The organism is Acidaminobacter sp., assembly GCF_030247605.1.
GTDB lineage: Bacteria > Bacillota > Clostridia > Peptostreptococcales > Acidaminobacteraceae > Acidaminobacter.
The window spans coordinates 66,251-89,246 of record NZ_JAOTSB010000005.1 but is presented as its reverse complement, the minus strand read 5'-3'; the positions used below and the strand labels follow the sequence as shown (position 1 = coordinate 89,246).

19 protein-coding genes and 1 other annotated feature are annotated in these 22,996 nt (G+C 46.9%); of the genes, 17 read left to right on the top strand and 2 right to left on the bottom strand.

Annotated features, from left to right (window positions below):
- Positions 1-361: 361 nt before the first annotated feature.
- A complete protein-coding gene (locus OEL90_RS04030) occupies positions 362-1,651 on the bottom strand; it encodes an MFS transporter (protein WP_291403160.1) in 1,290 nt (429 codons plus the stop codon).
- A gap of 209 nt (positions 1,652-1,860) precedes the next feature.
- On the opposite strand from OEL90_RS04030, the gene OEL90_RS04025 reads away from it, so the two are divergent.
- The 3 genes from OEL90_RS04025 to OEL90_RS04015 all read left to right on the top strand — a co-directional run bounded on the left by OEL90_RS04025 (position 1,861) and on the right by OEL90_RS04015 (position 5,635).
- Complete coding sequence (locus OEL90_RS04025) at positions 1,861-2,724, top strand: DeoR/GlpR family DNA-binding transcription regulator (protein ID WP_291403162.1); 864 nt, start codon at positions 1,861-1,863, stop codon at positions 2,722-2,724.
- Positions 2,725-2,837: 113 nt separating this feature from the next.
- Positions 2,838-4,187 (top strand): alkaline phosphatase family protein, encoded by a 1,350-nt coding sequence (locus OEL90_RS04020; RefSeq protein WP_291403164.1) that lies wholly within the window; start codon positions 2,838-2,840, stop codon positions 4,185-4,187.
- 98 nt (positions 4,188-4,285) lie between these two features.
- The gene (locus OEL90_RS04015; RefSeq protein ID WP_300687207.1) at positions 4,286-5,635 is read left to right on the top strand and encodes an alanine/glycine:cation symporter family protein; all 1,350 of its coding nucleotides are present in this window, start codon (positions 4,286-4,288) and stop codon (positions 5,633-5,635) included.
- Between the two features lie 136 nt (positions 5,636-5,771).
- Here OEL90_RS04015 and OEL90_RS04010 read toward each other — a convergent pair whose 3' ends face one another.
- On the bottom strand, positions 5,772-6,326 hold the full coding sequence (locus tag OEL90_RS04010; protein ID WP_291403167.1) for a cupin domain-containing protein: 555 nt from the start codon (positions 6,324-6,326) through the stop codon (positions 5,772-5,774).
- Positions 6,327-6,555: 229 nt separating this feature from the next.
- Here OEL90_RS04010 and alr point away from each other — a divergent pair, with 229 nt between their 5' ends.
- From alr to OEL90_RS03940, 14 genes are all read left to right on the top strand, one after another.
- Entirely contained in the window at positions 6,556-7,725 is a 1,170-nt protein-coding gene (alr, locus tag OEL90_RS04005; protein ID WP_300687205.1) for an alanine racemase, read from the top strand.
- A 131-nt stretch (positions 7,726-7,856) separates the two neighbouring features.
- Positions 7,857-8,690, top strand: coding sequence for an aminotransferase class IV (locus OEL90_RS04000; RefSeq protein WP_300687204.1), 834 nt, complete (start codon positions 7,857-7,859; stop codon positions 8,688-8,690).
- Between the two features lie 7 nt (positions 8,691-8,697).
- On the top strand, positions 8,698-9,927 hold the full coding sequence (pepT, locus tag OEL90_RS03995) for a peptidase T (protein WP_300687203.1): 1,230 nt from the start codon (positions 8,698-8,700) through the stop codon (positions 9,925-9,927).
- A gap of 3 nt (positions 9,928-9,930) precedes the next feature.
- Positions 9,931-10,647, top strand: a complete 717-nt coding sequence (locus OEL90_RS03990; RefSeq protein WP_291403175.1) for a tRNA threonylcarbamoyladenosine dehydratase — start codon at positions 9,931-9,933, stop codon at positions 10,645-10,647.
- Between the two features lie 78 nt (positions 10,648-10,725).
- Positions 10,726-11,802, top strand: a complete 1,077-nt coding sequence (locus OEL90_RS03985; protein ID WP_291403177.1) for a peptidoglycan-binding domain-containing protein — start codon at positions 10,726-10,728, stop codon at positions 11,800-11,802.
- A 197-nt stretch (positions 11,803-11,999) separates the two neighbouring features.
- The gene (sdaAB, locus tag OEL90_RS03980; RefSeq protein ID WP_291403179.1) at positions 12,000-12,665 is read left to right on the top strand and encodes an L-serine ammonia-lyase, iron-sulfur-dependent subunit beta; all 666 of its coding nucleotides are present in this window, start codon (positions 12,000-12,002) and stop codon (positions 12,663-12,665) included.
- Between the two features lie 10 nt (positions 12,666-12,675).
- Positions 12,676-13,572 (top strand): L-serine ammonia-lyase, iron-sulfur-dependent, subunit alpha, encoded by an 897-nt coding sequence (gene sdaAA / locus OEL90_RS03975; RefSeq protein ID WP_291403181.1) that lies wholly within the window; start codon positions 12,676-12,678, stop codon positions 13,570-13,572.
- Between the two features lie 266 nt (positions 13,573-13,838).
- The gene (locus tag OEL90_RS15150; protein ID WP_331488103.1) at positions 13,839-14,333 is read left to right on the top strand and encodes a PspC domain-containing protein; all 495 of its coding nucleotides are present in this window, start codon (positions 13,839-13,841) and stop codon (positions 14,331-14,333) included.
- 3 nt (positions 14,334-14,336) lie between these two features.
- Positions 14,337-14,771 (top strand): PspC domain-containing protein, encoded by a 435-nt coding sequence (locus OEL90_RS03965; RefSeq protein WP_291403183.1) that lies wholly within the window; start codon positions 14,337-14,339, stop codon positions 14,769-14,771.
- Between the two features lie 2 nt (positions 14,772-14,773).
- The gene (locus OEL90_RS03960; RefSeq protein WP_291403186.1) at positions 14,774-15,886 is read left to right on the top strand and encodes a LiaF domain-containing protein; all 1,113 of its coding nucleotides are present in this window, start codon (positions 14,774-14,776) and stop codon (positions 15,884-15,886) included.
- A gap of 110 nt (positions 15,887-15,996) precedes the next feature.
- Entirely contained in the window at positions 15,997-16,350 is a 354-nt protein-coding gene (locus OEL90_RS03955) for a hypothetical protein (protein WP_291403188.1), read from the top strand.
- A 206-nt stretch (positions 16,351-16,556) separates the two neighbouring features.
- Positions 16,557-16,826: a binding site (T-box leader), on the top strand.
- A gap of 130 nt (positions 16,827-16,956) precedes the next feature.
- Entirely contained in the window at positions 16,957-19,596 is a 2,640-nt protein-coding gene (locus OEL90_RS03950) for a valine--tRNA ligase (protein ID WP_291403269.1), read from the top strand.
- 12 nt (positions 19,597-19,608) lie between these two features.
- A complete protein-coding gene (locus OEL90_RS03945) occupies positions 19,609-20,907 on the top strand; it encodes a bifunctional folylpolyglutamate synthase/dihydrofolate synthase (RefSeq protein WP_291403190.1) in 1,299 nt (432 codons plus the stop codon).
- A gap of 41 nt (positions 20,908-20,948) precedes the next feature.
- Positions 20,949-22,934 (top strand): sigma-54-dependent Fis family transcriptional regulator, encoded by a 1,986-nt coding sequence (locus tag OEL90_RS03940; protein WP_291403192.1) that lies wholly within the window; start codon positions 20,949-20,951, stop codon positions 22,932-22,934.
- Positions 22,935-22,996 lie beyond the last annotated feature (62 nt).

Here is a 22,996-nt window from a genome sequence, read left to right as displayed (position 1 = left end):
CCGAGACCGAAGTGCAGCCTTAAAACGCGCGGAGCGAGGTTTAAGGCGGAACGAGGCGCACGGCTGTTGGCGTGAGGTGTACCTTGCGCAGCCCGTGCAGAGGAGTGCTTGCACTCAACTGCGTTTTTTTGCTCTCGTTTATATAGGGCGCAGCCCGAGACCAAGGGGCGCACGGCAGTTAGCGTGAGGTGTATGCTGCGCGATAGAACGCAGCCCGTTACCAATCTTTAGCCTTCGGTGACTGAAAAGTTTGCTTGTAAATAAATGACCTATCTATCAACACGAAAAAACAGGACATTATAAAAACCACTTCATCGCATGAACTTCAACGATTGAAGTGGTTTTTGACTTTAAGGTCTTATTAGGCTGCCTTGTCGCTGTCCATTTTTTTTATGCTCTTCAAAAGGTAACTTGAAAGTAGGAAACCGAGAATCGCAAAACCTGTCATCATAGAAAAGACGATTTTATAACCTGCCATACCTGGATGGGTGTCAAGTATATTTCCATAGACCGTATAAAGAAAAGCACCAGGTAGATAACCGATTAAGGAGCCAAGTGACATAGCGGAACCTGTAATTTCGCGTGGTACTTTAATTTCTTCCATAGGTGCAAAGAAAACTGCACGCATACTGAAAATAAAGGCACCTACAACTAATGTCAAGAACATGCCAAAGTAAAGATTTAAGGATTCATGAGGAAGATTCATATAGATCAACATAACAATTGCAGTGAGAAGAAAAGTGATTTTTAGAAATTTGGTTGCCGATTTAACGACTTTATCCGTTAAATATCCGCCAACAGGTCCCCCAAGCATTTTGAGACCATATTGCTTAATTATGCCATATGCGCCAAGAAGTACTAGAGGGAGACCATAGATGTCCTCAAGAAACGGAGTGAAGTAGGTAATACCACAGTAAGCGCTGTATACAAAGAAGACATTGAAAGCTACAATCCATATGTATTTATTTTTGATTGCTCTTGTCATACCTTCAAAAGCGACTTTATTCTTACCAACTCGTTCACCTTTAGAATTGACTTCACTGACCTTGTCGTGATCTAGCAGAAAATATGAAATTATACCTATGATTATTGGTACTACAGAGAAAAAGAGAATTGCACCTTTTAAACCATTGGCGTTGCTTCCTAGATATGCAAAAATGCCGAGAGCGCCAAAAGCGACAATGGTGTCAATCAGACCCCGACCTGCTTCCAGAAGACCAAACATTCTGCCTTGTTCGCTTTTGTCGCCTAGCAAACGGACTGTTTTCAGCATAATTGGCCAGAATAACATGTCTGCAAAAATTGCAAGCAGACAATAAGCGATCAGAAAATAGTTGAATGAAGGTAAAGTAGAGAGTAATAATCCAACGGCACCGGTACCTATTAAAGAAATTGGAATCATGATTTTCTTTGAGAAACGATCGGACAAATAAATGGATGCCAAGAAGCCAAAAGTGGAAATAAAGCCAGCGACACTCATTGCTAATCCAATTTGGGTGTGGGATAGATTCATGAACTGTTGCATTGGCACATAAAATGCATCCTTTAGGAATCCTAGCTTGTAGATTGTACCCGCTCCAAAAATAAGTGATACTAGAGATGCCCATTTCCTCGTTGTGTTCAAATCTTTGTTTTTCATCGCACTTTCCAAAATGACTCCTCCTTAAATCGGTGTGTGATATTATGTGGAATGAGGTCATTATATTACTGATTCTGTGTGAAATCAAGTGAAAATGTGATAAAAAAAGTGTTTAGTTGTGAAATATTTTAATTATCGATGGTTTGAATCCTGAAATCAAGAAATAATTTGATAAATTTGTGCATATTATTGTGTTTTGTTGTTGTAGTGTGGTATTATGTGTGCGAAGAGATTCTAACTTACAATATGGAATTGAGGGTGTTGAAATGATGTGGTTGCCTGAAAAAAGATATGAGCAGATACTTTCGATCCTCGAAAAGGAAGGTGCAGTTAAAGCATCTTCTCTTAAGGTGACGATAGGAGTGTCGTCTGAAACCGTACGAAGAGACCTTGAATATCTGGAATCAGAGGGCTATCTAAAAAGAACACATGGCGGTGCAGTCGCTGTCAATCAAAGTGACTCTAATGAATCTAACAACGGATATCTTGAATTTCAAAAAAGAGAACGGCAGAAGGTTTCTGAAAAAGCAGAGATTGCTGAGATTGCAGCACAATATATAACAGAGGGACAGTCGTTGGCGTTGGATTCAGGTACGACCTCAAGAAAACTCGCGGAAATCATTAAAACGAAATTCAGTCGACTGACGGTTGTTACCAACTCACTTCATATTGCCAATGTTCTGGCAGACGCAAAGGGCTTTACGGTAATACTGACAGGTGGGGTGTTAAGCCCGGAAGAGTATTCAATGACGACTGATATGGCGACATTAATCTTCTCGAAATTAAACATCAACACTTTTTTTCTTACAACCTGCGGGGTTTCGGTTGAATCCGGGATTACTTATCAGCGGCCGGATGAAATTATTGTTCAAATCAAAATGATGGAGGCTTCGGATAAAACCATCATCATTACAGACAGTTCAAAATTAGGGGTAAATTCTCTGTATAAAATGTGTGGTTTGGAAAAAATAAATATGATCATCACAGACTCTTCAGTAACGGATCAACAAGTCAAGATGTTTGAAAAAGCTAATGTTCCTGTTGTAAGTAAACTCAAACAGGATGATGAAGATCGTGGGCATTAATATGTCGAAGTTAAAAAGCGAATTAATAATGAACGAATCTGGTTCTAATGTAACAATAAAAAAGTGAATTTTGAGCTGAGTCGAACAAGTTTATGAAATGAGGTGTGAAATAGTTGAATCATCTGAAAACAAACTTTCTTTTAATATCAGTGGATGCTCTTAAGCCTGAGTTTATTACTGATCCCCAAAAATTTGGTGTGATCTTACCTAATATTTCTGAATTCTTTATCAATAATGGAGTATTTGCTTCCAAAGGTGTCAAGAGTGTATTTCCAAGCTTTACTTATACTTGCCATCAAACTATTATTACTGGAACTTATCCGGATACCCATGGTATATACAACAATATCATGTTCGATCCTGATGGGAGCCATAAAGGCGCATGGCATTGGTTTGTAAGTGATAATGTTCCAACACTGTGGAAACTTGCAAAGGAACATGGTTATTGTTCAGCAAGTGTTGCATTTCCAACTTCAGTTGGCGCACAAGGCGATTATATAGTTCCTGAGTTTTGGTGGGATGGATCACCTTTAGACACCAAATTTATCGATGCTGTCTCCGTGCCGCAGGGGCTTGCTTCAGAAATGGAAAAAGAGATAGGCCGATTTCCTGGTGGCCTAGATTTAACAGTTGATGGAGATCGCAGAAGAAAAGAGGCAGCCGTATGGCTGCTTAGGAACAAAATAAAAACTCATGATAATGTGAGACCTTTCTTTATGTCGACCTATTTTGCTTCGTTTGATGAGACGGCGCACATTAATGGGGTATATAGCCCTGAAGCGCTAAGAGCTTTAGAACAGATTGATCAGATGGTGGGCGACCTAATAAATACAGCCTATGAAATATCTGAAAGAGATTTGGTAATCTGTATGGTCTCTGATCATGGAAGTCTGGACAATCATCATTGTATAAGACCAAATGTCAAGCTTAAAGAAGCTGGGCTCATCAGTGTGGACGAGCAAAATCATATGATTTCGTGGCGTGCATGGTCTCAAAGAGCTGGCGGCACCTGTGAAATAAGATTGAAGGATTCTAAGGACTTTGAATCCAGAGATAAACTTAGCCTTCTAATGGATCAGTTGAGAACAGAAGGTGATAACGGAATCTTGGAAGTATTGACTGGAGACCAAGCGAGATTAAACCGGAAAGGATTTTCTGAAGCAGACTATGTGCTTGTGGCTCAGAAAGGATACGAAATCAGGGATGATATTTGTGGTGATTATATGACAAACGAGTTGATTCAAAAGGCACAGCACGGCTATAGTGAAGAATTTGATGAAATGAGAGCTTCATTTTGTATGATGGGGCCTCGAATACCAAAAGGTATGGATTTGGGCAGCTGTAATCTGGTGGATGTGGCTCCGACATTGGCGGCTCTAATGGGAATTCCAATACCGACTGCTCAAGGTGAAAATCTATGTGAAAGATTCCCAACAGAAGATTTACAGATGAACAAAAAGTAAGTTCATACTTTCTAGCAGCAATCTAATGTATACAACTTCAAAGTAGATAGTGATTACACAAAAGCTCGCAGCCTGACTTGGTAAAATTGAGGTGAATTATGGAACGGATTGAGAACCTATTCGAAAAATTCGCTGAGTTTCTATGGGGGGACTGGCTCCTGGCAGCATTAATTGGTGTCGGGCTCTTATACACTGTAATGACCGGCTTTGTCCAATTCAAACAGATCCCATTTATTGTGCGTGAAGTATTCCTTCAACCTATTTTAGAGCTGAAAGAGAAAAAAAAGTCAACTTCATTGACTATTACCTCATTTCAGGCGCTCTGTACGTCGGTTGGAAGCATTGTTGGGAGCGGAAATATTGTCGGTGTCTCTACTGCAATTTTATCAGGAGGACCTGGGGCTTTATTTTGGATGTGGGTCGCTGCGGTGGTAGGCATGGCAACGAAATATGGAGAAATTGTTCTTGGACTTCATTATCATACAAAGGACAGACTCGGTAGAGTCATGGGCGGCCCGATGTATTACATAGAGAAAGGGTTGTCTTGCCGCTGGTTAGGTGTTGTGGCTGCTATTTTGCTATTTGCTCAAAATTTAGGAGGCACTTTAATTCAGTCAAATACGATAGCCAATGTGATGCGAAATAGATTTTGGGTTTCTGAGTGGATCACCGGAATTATTCTGGCATTGATTATGAGCGCCATTGCAGCAGGTGGATTGAAGCGACTCGCCAAAGTAGCGGTAAGGATTGTGCCATTTATGGCGCTGTTATATGTTTCTGGCGGGTTGATCGTAATTGTTGTGAATGCCGCCAAAATTCCTGATGTTTTTATGTCTATAATTGAGGGAGCCTTCTCGCTAAAAGCTGGAATTGGTGGTGTTGCGGGATTTTCCTTAAAAGAAGCCATGCGATATGGCGTATCAAGAGGGTTGTATTCCAACGAAGCTGGCGAAGGGTCTGCTGCTGTGATCCATTCTACGGTTGCTGTGGATCATCCTGTTCGACAAGCGGTTTATGGGATAGTTGATGTATTTATTGACACCATTATAATTTGTTCGATCACTGGGTTTGTCATACTTCTCACAGGGGTTCATAACATAGTAGTTAACCCATCTTTGTTGACTTCAACTGCATTTGGTACGGTTGCTCCTTGGATGAGTGTCATTGTTTCTGTGAGTTTGATGTTGTTCGCTGGGACTTCATTAATGAGTCAGTGGTATTTTGGACATGTTAGTTTGCTTTATTTGGCGAATGAAGATGTAGCTTGGGTTTACAGAATTCTATTCCCTGCCGCTATTGCGGTGGGAAGTGTCAGTAGTATCAAATTGGTTTGGCTGATTCAGGATTGTGCACTTGGCCTTCTGATCATTCCAAATTTGATAGCATTGACAATCTTATCACCTGAAGTGCGACGCCTTTCAAATGATTTTTTTAAGAAGGCAGCTTAGTTGAAAACTATCTTATTCAGAATGGCTAGCTGCATTGAGGCATTAATCAAATGAAAATAAACTGAATTGCATTCAAATGAGTTAAATCAAAAAGAGCGGCCTATTGGCTGCTCTTTTGATTTTGAGTGTATTAACTTTAAAATGAAGGCGGTGTAACTGCGAAGATGACTTCAGCAGGTTCTGAGGATTCGTTTTCCCATTTGTGCTTATAAAACGGAGGAATCCTTATACTATCTCCTTGAAACAAAGTGATGACTTCATTTTCAAAATAGAGTTGTACTTTGCCCTTTGTTACATATGCGACTTCTTCACCTTCGTGTCCAATCAGAAGATCGGAGGATTTTGTGTGAGGCGCAAGTGACATTAACAGAAACTCAATTGCGCCACTTGTATCTGGTGTGAGCAGTTCATAAGTGAAATCCTCATTAGATGGAAAAATTAATTTTTTTCTGTTTCCTAATCTGACAATGAATGAGTCTGTTTCTCCGGCATCCATGAAAAAACTGAACAATGGCGCATCGAGCACATTCGCTATAGTTTTGAGTGTGTTTATTGATGGGTTGGCTAAATTTCGTTCAAGTTGGCTGAGCAAAGAAGATGTTACGCCAGATTTTTCCGCCAACTCTTTAATACTTAGGTTTTTAAATTTTCTATATTCTTGAATTTTTTTGCCAATATTGACTTCAGACATATACGGCCTCCGATTAAATTGTATTTAATTAAATTAAATAAAAATTGACACTTGGGTTAAACCTAGTTAAACTGTAATTAATAATATTTAATCAAATTGTACCTTGGAAAATGAATAATAACAAGTATGTATTAGGATTGATATTCAAAAAATGAAATTCTAAAGATTTTTTCTATCTGGAAGTCAATGGATTGGCAAATAAAGTAGACGCATTGGGGGGGGTAAAGAAATGGATAGAATTATGAGGCCTGCTTGGGCAGAAATCAATCTTGATCATTTGGAACACAATATTAAGGAGGTCAAGCGCTGTCTCAAACCAGACTGCAAAATATTAGCAGTCATTAAATCTGATGGCTATGGCCATGGTGCTGTCATTTCGGCCAAAACACTGCTGGATCACGGTGCGGATCGGCTTGCAGTTGCCATTTTGACTGAAGCGGTTCAACTTAGAAAGGAGTATCCTGATCCTGGCATTATGGTGTTGGGTTATACACCGGCAGATCAAGCTGATGTTCTAGTAAAATACAATCTAACTCAAACTCTGTATGATCTTGAAACTGCTAAAGGATACAATCATGTTGCCGTTTGTTCAGGTAAGAGAATTAAAGTACATATAAAAATTGAAACTGGTATGGGAAGAATTGGTATGATGCCCGGAAATCAAACCATTTTAGACATTCTTGAGATGAGCAAAATGCCAGGCTTAGAGATTGAAGGGATCTTCACACATTTTGCCTCTGCGGATGACATCGACAAATCCTCCACATTAAGGCAGATTGAAATTTTTATCAACATAACCAATAAATTAGAGAAATGCGGCGTTATAATCCCTATCCGCCATGTATCCAACAGTGCGGGTATTATTGATCTTCCGGAATATTGCATGGATATGGTGAGGCCTGGCATAATGCTTTATGGTCTCTATCCGTCTGGAAATGTTTCTCATGAATCGATTGTATTAAAAGAAGTCATGTCTTTGAAAACGACCATCGCGCATTTAAAAGACTTACCTCCCGGATATGGGATAGGTTATGGCCATCAATATTTTACAAGAGGACATGAGCAGATCGCGACTTTACCTATTGGATACGCTGATGGTTTTTCGAGAATGCTTAGTGGAAAAGCAAATGTGTTGGTGAAAGGTCGCCGAGTTCCGGTTGTGGGAAGGATCTGCATGGATCAATGCATGATAAATGTAACAGGTCTTGATGTTAAGGTGGGTGATACAGTAACTCTTTTCGGTGGCGATGATGTTAATAAGATTTGGATTGAAGATATGGCAGATTGGTTGGGGACTAATACGCATGAAATTATTTGCAGAATTGATAAGCGGATCCCACGAGTATATAAATCTAACGGCGTGATTGTAGATGTGGTGGATTATTTGCAGGCCCTTTAAATCTTGTTGATGATAAAAAGCGCAACAGAAGCAGTGCGCAATGATATGCGAATTGAGACAAATTCCCATGAATTTATGTTAAACTATTAAGCGAATAGACATAAATTACATTCAGACATGGGGTGAACCATTTGAAAATAACATCCAATTTGCCGTTTGTGGCCGCGGACGGTCAGGTGTATTATGCGTACGATTTAGAAGAATGGCCGTTTCAAGGCAAGACCATTTATGAGGTTATCCGGATCATGGCGGGCAAGCCGCTGTTCATGGAAGAGCACCTAGAAAGACTAAAGCAATCCGGTCTGACTTTAGGCATGCCTATGGAAGGCATTGAAGCGGCTGTCGCAGAAGACATGAAGCAAGTCGTGGCGCACTGTGAGATCAAGGACAACAATCTGAAAATAGTCGCAGGCTATCTCGAAAGCGGCGCGTTCAGCTATGTGGTCTTTCCGGTCAAGAGCTTTTATCCGCCAAAAGACTATTACGAAAACGGCGTCAAAACAGTTCTGATGCACGTGGAAAGAGAAAATCCAAACGCCAAGGTCATCAATACAGAACTCAGCACCAAAGTGGATAACCTGAGAGAGACCACGGACATCTTTGAGGGCTTGCTCGTGGACAGCGAGGGCCGCATTACAGAGGGCAGCCGCTCCAACGTTTTCTTCGTCCAGGGCGACCGTCTGCTGACGCCAAGATCAAATCACGTGCTGCTGGGGATCACCCGTCAGAAGCTGCTCGCGGCAATAGAAGAACTTGGCATAGCCTTTGAAGAGGCCGAAATCAAGGCTTCGGAGGCATACCTTTATGATGCCTGCTTTATCACGGGCACGTCCATAGGACTGTTGCCGGTGGCGCAGATCGACGATCAGAAAATCAACTCACCTGGAAATCCGATCCTCAAAAAGCTTCAGGAAGGCTATGACCGCATTGTCCAAACCTCGCTTGAAAAAATCGATTGGGAGTGAATTCACCTTGAATCCTGTACATGAGAGATTTCTGAGATACGTTAAAATTGATACCGCTTCTGATCACCACTCCAATACCACACCTTCCACGAAAAAACAGTTCGAGCTCGCGAAGCTTCTCGAGCAAGAGATGAGAGCCATGGGCCTTCAAAACGTCAGCCTGGACGAAAACGGCTATCTCATGGCAACGCTGCCGGGCAACACGCCAAAGGCGCCGGTCATTGGCTTAATCGCCCACATGGACACCAGCCCGGACTTCACAGCGACTGGGGTCAATCCGCGGATCATCAACAATTATGATGGTGGGGACATTCTTTTAAATCAGGAACAAACGATCATCATGTCGCCAAAGGACTTCCCGGAGCTCCTAAAATATACTGGTCAAGACCTCATCACCACGGACGGGACAACGCTTCTCGGCGCGGATGACAAAGCAGGTATTGCAGAGATCCTGAGCGCGGTGGAATTCTTTATGGCAAATCCCGAAATCCCGAGAGGGGACCTCAAAATAGGTTTCACACCAGACGAAGAAGTTGGCCGGGGCGCAGACCACTTTGAGGTTGAAAAGTTCGCAGCTGACTTCGCCTACACCCTGGATGGCGGAGAACTTGGTGAACTGGAATACGAAAATTTCAACGCCGCCTCTGCGACAGTGAAGTTTCACGGCCGCAACATCCATCCTGGAAACGCCAAAGACAAAATGGTCAATTCCCAGCATCTGGCCATGACTTTCAACGCTATGCTTCCGGCAGCGGAGCGGCCGGAGCACACCACAGGGTATGAAGGCTTCTTCCACCTGAACGAAATGAAGGGTGACGTCGAGCTCGCAGAGCTCCACTACATCATCCGGGACCACGATCTGGAAAAATTTGAGGCAAGAAAGCGCCTCATGACCGAAGCCGCAGGCTACATGAACCAGAGGCACGGCGCCGGCACGGTTGAGCTGCTCCTCAAAGACTCCTACTTCAACATGAAAGAAAAAATTCTGCCGGTGATGGAGATCGTGGAAGAGGTTAAAGGCGCCATGGAAGCAGTGGGGGTCAAGCCCCTCATCAAGGCCATCCGCGGCGGCACTGACGGCTCGCGGCTTTCATACATGGGCCTTCCGACGCCAAACATTTTCACAGGCGGACACAATTATCACGGCCGTTTTGAGTACATCCCAATGGCCTCCATGGATAAAGCTGTTGAAGTCATAGTCGAAACTGTACGCCGTTTTGCTGAAAAGGCGGTTTGAAAGATGGATTTAAACAGATTGACACGTACCGAAATGGTCTTAGGCTCCGAAGGCTTGGACATCCTTAAAAATAGCCACGTGGCTATCTTTGGCATAGGCGGCGTGGGTTCCTTTGCGGCTGAGGCCCTGGCCAGATCCGGTGTCGGCCGCCTGACTCTCATCGACTTCGACCGGATTGCGCTGACGAATATAAACCGCCAGCTCCATGCCCTTGACACGACCATCGGCCAATACAAGGTCGACGTCATGAAGGAGCGCATCGCCCTCATCAATCCGGAAATTCAGGTGAATGCTGTCAAGCAGCGCTATGACGCTGACACTTCTGAAGAGATTTTTGCCGATGGTTTCGACTTCGTCATAGACGCCATAGACATGGTCACGTCAAAGCTGCACCTGATTGTGACCTGCCAGGAACGCGGCATCCCGGTAGTGAGCTCCATGGGTACCGGAAACAAGCTGGATCCGACCCGGCTGGTTATGGCGGACATCTCCAAGACCTCAGTCTGCCCGCTGGCGAAAGTCATGCGCAAGGAGCTGAAAGCACGCGGTGTAAAAAAACTCATGGTAGTGTATTCCACAGAACTGCCGGTGGAACCCCAAAATTTAGATCCAAATACATCGAATCCCAGAAAGGTTACACCGGGCAGCGTGTCCTTCGTGCCCCCTGTATCGGGCTTTTTCATGGCGTCCTACGTGGTTCGGACCTTGATTAAAAAGTAACAAAAAACCTAAAAGCCTTGATTTATCTGCCATCGGCATGTATAGTTAACATAATAAATTTTGCCGATGGAGGATTTTATGATTAAAAAGGTGATGACATTGCTGCTGATAGGCGGCACATTGGCGCTAGGAAGCGGCTTTGCAGACGTGGCGGAGCACTTTAAACAGCCCGTCTATAAATTGGGTTCCGTGAGCAAGGATGTTTACTGGCTGCAGCGGGCACTGAACGATGCAGGCTTCTACAAGAACCATGCGTATACTTTGAACTACGGTCCAACGACTGAACAGGCTGTAAAAGCTTATCAGAAAAGTGTCGGTTTGACAGCAGACGGCGTTGCAGGCACAAGCACTCTGGCCCAGCTGCAGACTCAAAACAGGATTCCTGAAGTCAAAAGGGCGACCTACAAATTTGGAGATACCTCCAAAAGCGTTTACTGGATTCAATCGACTTTGATGCAGTTTGGCTATCTGGACATCGACAAGCCTACAGATTTTTATGGTGCCATGACTGAAGAAGCCATCAAGACTTTCCAGATGAAATTTAACATGACAGTGGATGGCAACGCGGGTGAAGCCGTTCTTGCCAAGATGGCGGAGCTGGGGTACATATTGCTGACGACTACAGATGGCACGGCTTCAGCTGCATCTGAACAGACGGTCATTTCGAGAGGTGTCGGCGAGCGCCGAGTGGGCGAATATATCACCTGGAATGACATTCAGGGGTCGCTGAAGCGCGGCTCCACGGTTCTGACGCTGGAGGACTTTAAGACGGGTACAATATTTAAAGTGAAAGTCACCTACGGCGGCGTCCATGCGGACATTGAGCCTGTCACAAAAGAGGACGCAGAGATTATTAAGAAGCTTTGGGGCGGCTCCTACAACTGGTCCCGCAGAGCCATTCTCGTCCATTTCAACAACCGCATTATCGCAGCCTCCATGAATGGCATGCCCCATGCGGGACTTGAAAATCAGCCTGAAGGCAAATACATCAACGACCGTTCAGCCGGGTATGGTTATGGCTACAATTTCGACATGGTCAAGAACAACGGCGTCTCCGGACACTTCTGTCTGCACTTCAGGGACAGCAAGCTCCACAGCACCAGAACCAAAGATCCAAAGCATCAAGAGATGGTGAGGGTGGCTGCGGGTTTATAGTCTAGGCGCTCAAAATATGGGATGAAAAGTGTTGTGTTTTTTGATTTCATTCATGTGAAATATTATACTGGCACGCTGAAAAGGTTATTAAATATTTTAGATATAAGTAAACAAAAAATAAATTTCAAGATGGGTAAGCGCCCATCTTTTCTTTTTCGTAAAATTTGTGTATATTCATTAAAAAAGGAGGTGGCAACTTGGTAGATTATAGTATGTTTGATATCCTTGGCCCAGTGATGATTGGACCTTCGAGCTCCCATACCGCAGGTGCGGCCAGAATAGGAAAGATGGCTCACAAGTTCGCAGGTGATGACATTAAAAGTGTGGATTTTTACCTGCATGGCTCCTTCGCTAAAACCTATCGAGGCCACGGAACAGATAAAGCGCTTCTGGCCGGGGTTCTGGGCTTTGGCGAGAGTGACGACCGGCTAAGAGAAGCCTTTGAGATCGCCGCTCAAAGGGGTGTTGCCTACAGCTTTCAGGAGAAAGATCTCGGCGATTTGATGCACCCGAATTCCGTCAAGATTGTCATCAGACGCACAGATGATTCGGAAGTGGTGCTGATTGGGTCGTCTATCGGCGGAGGAAATATAAACATTGTGCATCTGAACGGGATTGACCTCACGATCAGCGGTGAGCACCCGACCATTATTGTCAGACATAACACGAGCAAAGGCATCATTTCAGGCATGACCAACATCCTGATGGCTTGTAACCTCGATGTTCTATATATGAGTTTTCACAAGAAAAAGAATCGTGATGACGAGGGTGTCATGGTGATTGAAGTTTCGGATGTTGTCAGTGACGAGGCATTGCGCGCAATTCGCACATTTCCGGGCATTGTCGATGTCTATCTGATATGAGAGGTGACGTATGACTTATAGATTTACAACCGGTGAAGAACTTCTGGAAATTTGCGGCGAGAAAAAGATGACTATTGCTCAGGTTATGCTGGCAAGGGAAGTAGAAATGTCGAAAAGATCCGCGGAGGAGATCCGCGGTCAGATGCTTGACAGCCTTAATGTTATGAAGACAGCCATACAGGCGGGGCTTCATGAAGGTGTCAAGTCAGTCAGCGGACTGATTGGCGGAGAAGCCTACAAGCTGTCGCAGTATGCGGCGACACATGAGCCGCTGTCCGGGCGGGATATGTTTCAAGCTATGACCAATGCTATGTCGGTCATGGAGGTCAATGCCTCCATGGGGCGGATTGTGGCATCCCCTACGGCGGGATCCTGTGGGATTGTGCCCGGGGCTTTGGTCTCAACCGGTCTCAGGCAGGGTAAGACAGATGAGGAATTGGTTGAGGCGCTTTTAACAGCATCCGCTATAGGTTTTCTATTTTCCAGAAACGCTACGGTAGCTGGTTCTGAAGGGGGATGTCAGGCGGAGACGGGTACGGCATCCGCTATGGCCTCTGCCGCCATTGTGGAAATGATGGGCGGCAGTCCTGCAGCTGCGCTGAGCGCGGCGTCTTTTACCATCAAGAACATCTTGGGGCTCGTATGTGACCCAATCGCAGGTCTGGTGGAATGTCCCTGCGCGAAACGGAATGCGCTGGGTACGGCCAATGCCATCCTTTCGGCGGACATGGCTCTGGCAGGGTTGGAAACGGCGATCCCATTTGATGAAGTCGTGGACGCTATGTACCGCGTAGGTAAAGTTATGTCCCCAACGCTCAGAGAAACGGCCATGGGCGGCCTTGCGGCAACACCGACCGGTATTCGGATCGCGGAGAGAATCTTTGGTCCGGGCCATGGACGGGGTTAAGATTTAATTGTAGCCACATGAATTAATAAGAAGCCTCGGAGAACACGTCCGGGGCTTTTTGATTGGGGTGGACGGTGCCAGCGGTTGTCGCCTGCTAACCCCGGCTTCCATGCGGACGTAACCTGTTGATCCTTCCGCCCCAACAGTTTGTTAAAAAATCATTAAGTTCTTAAGAATCATTTAATCTATAGTGTTTAACTGAGTACCTTGTAAAACAAGATAGCATATGGTATGATCATGCTGTAAAGAAAAGGAGGTCAAAACCTATGGAAAAAAAATTGTATCGCTCCAGGGAAAATCGAATGTTGTTTGGTGTCTGCGGCGGCATTGGTGAATATACGGGCATCGATCCCACCGTCATTCGACTTGGCATGATTTTTATTGGTTTTACATGCATCGGTGTTTTGTTTTACATTGCGGCTGGACTGATTATTCCTGAAGCGCCATTAAGCGGGCGGGGGACACAGGGGCCAGGCAGCGGACCGGGAAGCGGTGGCGGCAGAAGCAGACGGGAGGAAGAAACTTTTGATCCTGTGGCGGGCGCCAAACCGGATATGCCGTCAGAAATGAAGACGGAGCTGAAAACAGATCCCGGAGCAGATGTAGCTTCGGCGGCACAACCGTCGACTGGCATTGGGCCGGAAGCAGGCTCAAGCGCTGAAAACTTTGACTATGAAACCGTTGAAGATGAGATTGCCGAGACGGCTGTCAATGCCTCAGAACCCAATAAACCAGCTGAATCAGCAACCAAGGAGGTCTAAGTCATGAAAAGACTGTATCGATCCAATAATGACGTCGTCATAGCCGGTGTGTGCAGCGGCGTGGCGGAGTATTTCAACATAGATCCTGTGATTGTGAGAATTCTGTGGGCAGTCATGGTCATCTTCGGAGGGACAGGCCTTTTGGCTTATATCATTTGTGCCATTGTCATCCCAAAGCGCCCGGTTGGTGAAGGCGGTTATGAATTCGTTCAGGAAGATCAGGGCTATGAAGGCGTGGACCCGGCTTCCGCAGGCGGCAGGAAATCACACGAATTCAACAATGACAACGCGCGGCTCATCATTGGTCTCGGTTTTATTGGACTTGGCGCACTGTTATTTTTCCGACAAGTCCTGCCTTGGTTTGATTTCTCTCTGATTCTGCCGGTAGTTCTGATTCTTATTGGCGGATTGATTGTCATGAAGGGCAGAGGTGACTGAAGATGGACGATCAGCAGCAAACAAGTCAACCGGAACAACCTAAAGCACAACCCACATCACAACCCAAGCTTGAACCTCAGCGGGATTCCAGCGCAAAAGGCAGCGCAGTCCTAACCAGCGCAGAGATTGAAGAGCGTGACAAAGCACTTCGCAGAAGACGTCACAAACAGATTGCAGACGGCATAGGCGTTGGTCTGACCTTCATTGCCATAGGCGTTGTCTGGCTGCTCGTCAAGTTTGGCTATATCAATATCTCCATAATCAGTGCGCTCTTCGATCTTTGGCCGCTCATCTTCGTTGTCGTTGGCGTCAATATCATATTCAGGAGATTTCCTTACATTGGCCTTATAACTTGGGTGCTGTTCATTGCAGCAATTCTGCTTTATGGCACCATGGTTGGCAGCCGTGACCGGGATCTTGATTTCTTCGGGATGACCCTGCCTTGGTCCATTGTCGAGCGTGGGGACAGAAACGCTGATGCCTGGGTCTCCGGCATAACCAGTGGCAGCTTTGCCCTCTCTGATTTGGACGGCATCGATAAAGCCAGCGTGGATATCGCCCTTCCGGCGGGAACTTTCAAAGTTGGTCTGACGGATCAAAGTGCCATGTCCTATGTGGTGCCCGGAAAGCTATACCAGGTTGGAAGCCGCAGGAGCGAAAGTGCCATTGCTTATAACTTTAATCCCGAAGAAGGTCTTCGTTTTGATGATATTCACGAAAAACTGGATTATGATCTCTATTTAAATCCTAAGGTCAAATGGGACCTCAAAGTCGATGCCGGTGCTATGGAAAGCGATATGAGTCTTGAAAAGATCCCGGTGGAACGACTGCAAATCAACATGGGCGCCGGAGACCTTGATCTCAGAATGGGGAACCTCGTCGAGCGTTCAACCGTTGAAATCAACTGCGGCGCGACCTCCATCCGCCTTGTGGTGCCGGAGGGCGTCGGCGTCAGTGTCGATTACAAAGGGATTGTAGGAGACCAATCCCTATCAAGTAACGGCTTCATCAAAGAGGATGGTATCTATTATTCCGAGGGCTATGACCAGTCCGAGGAACAGATTGAACTGGTGATCAAATCCGCTGTGGCAGAGATTGACGTGATCTTTCAATAAAAGTTATTGTGTAGACCATTCAAATTTGGGAATACTAGAAGTATATTATTCTGGTATTCCCTCTGTTTTTTGTGGGGGCTTCGTCGTCGGACAGATGGGTGGGATGTCATATGGGTTCTTATGAGCATAATATCAAGGTCATCAATGATCACAGGCATAGAGGCTATCTGGAAGGCGAGATTGACGGCATGCTTTGGTTTGCGATTGTACATGAAGAGCCAGTGGAGACCGGTATTGACCCAGAGACTATGAAGCGGGGCATGGGCCGCGTGACCCGGCTGTGTATTTATCAGGATTCTTCGACCGTAGACGGCAATCCGTATTTGCCTTCCATGAGTATAAAGCGGATTGTTTATGTCAATTATCAGCGTGACTGGAGCATTTTTCATTACGACTTCAGAAGCATGGCCCGCGAGTTGGTGTGGTATCTGGAACGCCGGTGCTGTATGCACCTTCTTAAATAGCATGTTAAAGATTAAAGGCGGGTGGCCGATGGCCGCGGGTTGCACCCCCCCTCGCTTCCATATGCCTATTGCGGCTTACGCCTATTGCGGCTTACGCCTATTGCCTCCTTGACTAGTGCGCCTGCTTCTTGTATAATGTGCTCAGCAAACTAAATGAAGAATGTGATTATGTCTGCGGTTGGGTGACCATCGGCAGGCAGAGCACTTAAAACGCTGAGAAACAGAGGAGTAGGCCTTAACAATGTGTTCAGAGAGAGTGTCCATGGCTGGGAGACACTTCGCGGGTTGTGAGGCTGAAGGTCGCTGTGGAGCGGCCGGCGCGAACGCTTTTGAGAAGCCAAGCGCTGGACGGGTGACGCCGTTTGACGTCAATGGAGGTGCCGCGAAGCGGAGTCTCGGAAGCGCTTGCAAAGCAGGCTGCACCGGGATGAGCAGACGGAACTGGGGTGGTAACGCGAATAGACTTCGTCCCTTGATTGGGATGGAGTTTTTTTTATTTCCCAAAAGATCGGAAAAGGTCAGAAAAAAGAATCATAGTCGGGAGTGAACATTGTGGAAGAGAAAAACATTGAAAAAATGACGCAAGAAATGCCAGCCGCGGGTGAAATGGGCAAAACTTATGATCCTAAAGCCTTTGAGGACAAAATTTACGCAGGCTGGATGGATAAGAAGCAATTTAAGGCAGAGGTCAATCCGGACAAGAAGCCTTACACAATTGTACTTCCTCCTCCAAACATCACAGGACAGCTTCACATGGGCCATGCGCTGGATCAAACCTTACAGGATATCCTGATCCGCTGGAGGCGCATGCAGGGCTTTGAGGCCCTCTGGCTGCCGGGAACGGACCATGCCAGCATCGCTACCGAGGTCAAAGTGGTTGAGAAGATCAAGAAGGAAGAAGGCCTTAACAAGGAAGAGGTCGGCCGCGACGGCTTCCTGGAGCGCGCCTGGGCATGGCGTGAGGATTACGGCCGCCAGATCGTCAACCAGATGATGAAGCTGGGCAGCTCCTGCGACTGGGACCGCGAGCGCTTCACCATGGACGAAGGCTGTAACCAGGCGGTAACAGAAGTCTTTATCCGCCTTTACGAAAAAGGTCTGATTTACCGCGGGAACCGTCTGATCAACTGGTGCCCGGACTGCATGACCACGCTTTCGGACGCTGAGGTCGAACACGAAGAAAAGCAAGGTGCGTTCTATCATATCAAATACTATCTCCAGGATTCGGAGGACGATTACCTCGAAATCGCTACGACCCGCCCGGAAACCATGCTGGGCGACACGGGGATAGCGGTGCATCCGGAGGATCCGCGCTATGCCAAATACGTTGGCAAAGTGGCAATTCTTCCGCTTGTTGGAAGAGCTCTGCCGATAGTCGCGGATGCCTACGTCGACCGCGAAGTCGGTACCGGCGCTCTGAAAGTGACGCCTGCCCATGACCCTAATGACTATGAAATTGGCAAGCGCCACAACTTGGAGACCGTCGAAGCCATGAACTTCGATGGGACCATGAACGCCGCCGCGGGTGAATTCGAAGGCATGGACCGCTTCACCTGCAGAAAAGCCGTCGTCGAAAAGCTGAAAGCTTCAGGTCATCTTATTGAAATCAAAGAGCACCAGCACAATGTAGGCACTTGCTACCGCTGCCATACCATCATTGAGCCAATGCTGTCCGACCAGTGGTTTGTCAGCATGGAGCCTCTCGCGGGACCGGCCATTGAAGTCGTCAAAAATAACACTCTGGAGTTTGTACCGGAGCGCTTTACGAAAATTTATATGCACTGGCTGGAGAATATCCGCGACTGGTGTATCTCCAGACAACTCTGGTGGGGTCACCGAATCCCTGCTTACTACTGTGAGCATTGCAGCAAAGTCGTTGTGGCCAGGGAGATGCCGGATACTTGCGCGGACTGCGGCGGCACGAACTTCCGACAGGACGAGGATGTCCTCGACACTTGGTTCAGCTCAGCCCTTTGGCCGTTTTCAACTTTGGGCTGGCCTGAAAAAACACCTGATCTCGATTATTTTTATCCGACCAGCGTTTTGGTCACAGGCTATGACATCATTTTCTTCTGGGTAGTCCGTATGGTCTTCTCGGGTCTTGATGCCATGGGTGACATTCCCTTTGATAAAGTATTCATCCACGGATTGGTCAGGGCGGCGGACGGCAAAAAAATGTCCAAGTCTCTGGGTAACGGCGTTGATCCGCTGGATATCATTGACCAGTTTGGCGCTGACGCGCTGCGCTTTATGCTGGCGACGGGCAACAGCCCGGGCAATGACCTTAAGTTCCAGATTGACCGCGTCGAGTCCAGCCGGAACTTCGCGAACAAATTGTGGAATGCTTCCCGCTTCGTTTTGATGGGCATTGAAAAGGATCCGGGGGCACTGGACGGCTCTGAAACGCTGACCCTGGCGGACCGCTGGATTCTCTCGAGACTGTCCCAGTTGACCACAGAGTCTACGGAAAACCTCGAAAAGTTTGAGCTTGGCGTCGCTGCCAATAAGATTTATGAATTTGTATGGAACGAATACTGTGACTGGTACATCGAAACTGCGAAGAAACGTCTTTACGGCGAAAATCCGGAGGAAAAAGCGACTGTTCAGAAAGTCCTTCTCTCCGTGCTTAGAGATATTCTGAAGCTGCTCCATCCGTTTATACCGTTTATTACGGAAGAGATCTGGCAGCACCTCCCATCCAAGGACGCTGACCTGATTGTGACGCCTTGGCCGGTGGCGAATCTGGGCCATGTGGATGCCGACGCTGAGCGTGCCATGGAGATTCTGATGGACGCCATCCGCAGCATCCGTAACTCCCGGGCTGAAATGGAGGTCGCACCGTCCAGAAAAGCCAGACTTATTGTCAAGGTATCGCCGGAACTCATGCCGGTCTTCCTGGATCAAAAAACGTATCTCGAAAGCCTTGCTTCAGCCTCTGAAGTACGGGCGTTTGTCGAAGGCGAAGTCGTAGAGGATGCTGTTTCGGTAGTCGTTCCGGGCGGAGAACTGCTCATGCCGCTGGACGACTTGATCGACTACAAAAAGGAATCTGAGCGCCTTGAAAGAGAAGTGAAGAAGCTGACTGCGGAAATTGACCGCATTGACTCTAAACTGGGCAATGCAGGCTTTGTCGCCAAAGCACCGGCTCAGCTGGTTGAGGAGGAGCGCGCGAAGCGCGTGACACTGGCAGAGATGCTGACCCTCTCTCAAGACAGACTCGACAAAGTCAAATCCAAACTCAAATAGGAGAGAAGCGGCATGAATGTTCGTGAAGCGATCGATTATATCCACAGCACCTATCAATTTGGCAGCAAGCTCGGCCTCGATAATATAACACAGCTCCTCGATTATATGGGCAATCCTCAGGACCGGCTGGCGTATATCCACGTCGCCGGGACAAATGGCAAAGGCTCCACGTCAACTATGATCTATTCGATTTTGAGAGCCCAGGGCTACAGAGTCGGGCTCTACACGTCGCCCTATCTGGAGGTGTTCAATGAGCGCATCCGGATCAACGGGGAGAACATTGATGATCAGTCTCTGGCAGAGGTCGTTTCCTTTGTCAAGAATCACGTGGACCGCATGCTGAGTGAAGGCTGTACTCATCCAACCGAATTTGAAATCGTCACTGCGGTGGCCTTTGAGTACTATGCAAGACACAAAGTGGATTATGTGGTGCTGGAGGTTGGCCTGGGTGGCCGTCTTGACTCCACCAATGTCATCAAGAAGCCTTTAGTGTCCGTGATTACGCCAGTGGATCTTGATCACGTAGAATATTTGGGTGACACTTTGGACAAAGTCGCCTTTGAAAAGGCGGGCATCATCAAGGCGGATTCGGTCTGCGTTGTTCATCCTCAGGCGCAGGAAGCCATGGACGTTATAGCTTCCCGCTGCCAGGAACTTGGCACGCGCCTGGTGGTCGCACCCTGTGAAGAGGCATCGATCCAGTCTGCAACCCTTGAAGGTACTGTTTTTAAACTCTTTGACAATGCCTACTGCTTAAAGCTGATTGGCGACTATCAGGTCAACAATGCCGTTGTGGCGTTGACCACTGCGGAAGCCCTCAAGGAAGCCTATGACATTGAAATTTCGGACAATGCGATCCGCGACGGGCTAGCGGCTGCAGTCTGGCCTGGACGTCTCGAAGTCATGTCCCACGAGCCGCTGGTAATGATCGATGGCGCCCACAATTTCCATGGGGCGTCCGGTCTGGCGGCAGCCGTCAAACGACTTATGCCGGAGCAGCGAATTGTCGCTGTTGTCGGTATTCTTGGAGATAAGGATATCTCGGGCATGCTGAGTGTTATGATGCCGCTGCTCGATACAGTTATTGCAACTGAACCAAACAATCCAAGAAAAATGAGTGCAGAGGGTTTGGCTGAGCGCATGGCGCCTTATGGTAAGACAGTCATTGTCCGTCCGGCTATAGCCGATGCTTTGGATTTGGCGTTTGAACATTTGTCGCCGGGAACACATGACGCAATCTTGTGTTTTGGGTCACTGTATATGATTGGCGAGGTCAGAACCTTGTTGAGACAGCGGCTTTGGAATGAGTAATTAGAGTTACCGGGGGAGGTGAGCTTCTGTCTACGAGAAAATTGCTGCAAAATCGTTCTAAACTGGAAAAAGCATGGCTGAGATTCTACGAGACAGGACTCATCGACTCCAAAGTGCTCAGGCCTGAAATAGTGGAATCCTGGGAGCGCTGCAGATATGCAGGTGTCCATCAAGATGGACCGTGGGCTGATGATGACCTCAATGAAAAAGAGCTGGAGCTGAGGAGAGAGCAATTGGGTGATGTCCTTAAAATTGCCAAACCTTTTATGGAAACTCTATATAAAGCGGTGGGCGAGTCCAGGATGATTCTGAGGCTGACAGACCGTGAAGGTTGGGTGCTCGGAAGCTATGGTGACCAGTCGATGCTGGAGGAGTACAGACATCTCAGGCTGCACAGCGGCTGCAACGTCAGTGAGTCGGCCATTGGAACCAATGGCATTGGGATCGCGTTAAAAGCAGACCATTCCATTCAGGTCATGGGCGCTGAGCATTATCACAGGGCATTTCACGACTGGACGACATCAGCTTCGCCAATCCATGGAAAGCATGGCGAAGTGGTAGCTGTAATCAGTATGTCGGGGGACTATGATCTGGTTCACCCGCACACGCTGGGAATGGTCATGGCGTCTGCGGAAGCAATTGAACACGAATTGGAGCTCGAGGCGGCACACCTTGAAGCAAAGCGGGCGAGCGAACATTATCTGGCTATCATGGAGTCTATCCGTGAAGGCATTTTATGTGTCGATTCAACGGGTGAAATAACTGAAATTAACCATTTTGCGAGAAAATATCTCGGCTACAACGAAAAGGAAATTTTGGGCCAGAAGCTCGAAACACTAATTGAAGCGGAAAAGATGAAAGGCTATATCAATATGGTCAGGAACAGCGCCCGATTAGACGAAGTGGAGGTTTTTCTTCGAAAGAAAAACGGCAAGCGCGTTTCAGTTCTCGTCAATATGACGCCGATCAGCCAGACGCAGAGTGGAAAAAAGGAAGCGGTTTTGACTTTTAGAGAGTCTAAGCGTGTTCACAGCCTGGTCAACAAAATAGTCGGGGCGACAGCGATCTACACCTTTAACGATATTCTTGGTGACAGTCGAGAAATCAAACAAGCGGTGGATATGGCGCGAAGAGTGGCCGATTCTGATGCCAATATTCTTCTCTATGGCGAAAGCGGCACAGGCAAGGAGATGTTCGCTCAGGGCATACACAATGCGAGTCGAAGGAAGAATCAGCCCTTTGTCTTCATCAACTGCGGCGCAATTCCTCGAGATCTGGTTGCGAGTGAACTCTTTGGCTATGTGGAAGGCGCTTTTACAGGCGCACGCAAAGGCGGTCAGCCCGGAAAATTTGAACTTTCGGACGGCGGGACACTGTTCCTGGATGAGATTGGCGACATGCCCCTGGATACACAGGCTATGCTCCTTCGAGTACTGGAAACCAGGCAGGTCGTGAGAGTTGGCGGTTACGACGTTCTTCCGGTAGATGTGCGGGTAATTGCAGCGACGCACAAAAATTTGAAAGCGGAAGTCGAAAAAGGCAACTTCAGAAGTGACCTCTACTATAGGCTCAATGTTATGCCAATATACACGCCGGCGCTCAGGGAACGCAGGAGTGACATACCGAAGCTGATCGACAATTTTTACAGTCAGCTTAATAAACACACAACAGACCGTCCGCTGATTGCGGAAGGATTCTATAGGGCAATGACCAATTATGACTGGCCAGGCAATGTTAGGGAGCTGCAAAACGTCATGCAGATGATGGTCAGTCTGGCTGGGGAAGCCCCTTTGGAAGAAAATTTGATTCCAAGTTATATTCGTCTTGATGCCCGTCGAGAGTTTGTCACCTCTGAGGAGCGCGTTGTGCCTCTTTCAGAAATTGAACGACAGGCTGTTCTTCATGCGATTAGGATCTGCCGCGGAAACGTCGCGCAGGCGGCACGTGCGTTAGGCATTGGCAGGGCAACGCTTTACAGGAAAATGGAGTCCCATGGTATAGCTATGAATCGAGATGTCTCAAAATGATGCAAATGTATTGTTTTGAGACATCTATTGTTTTTGTTGAGAAACCTGATGACTCATTATGA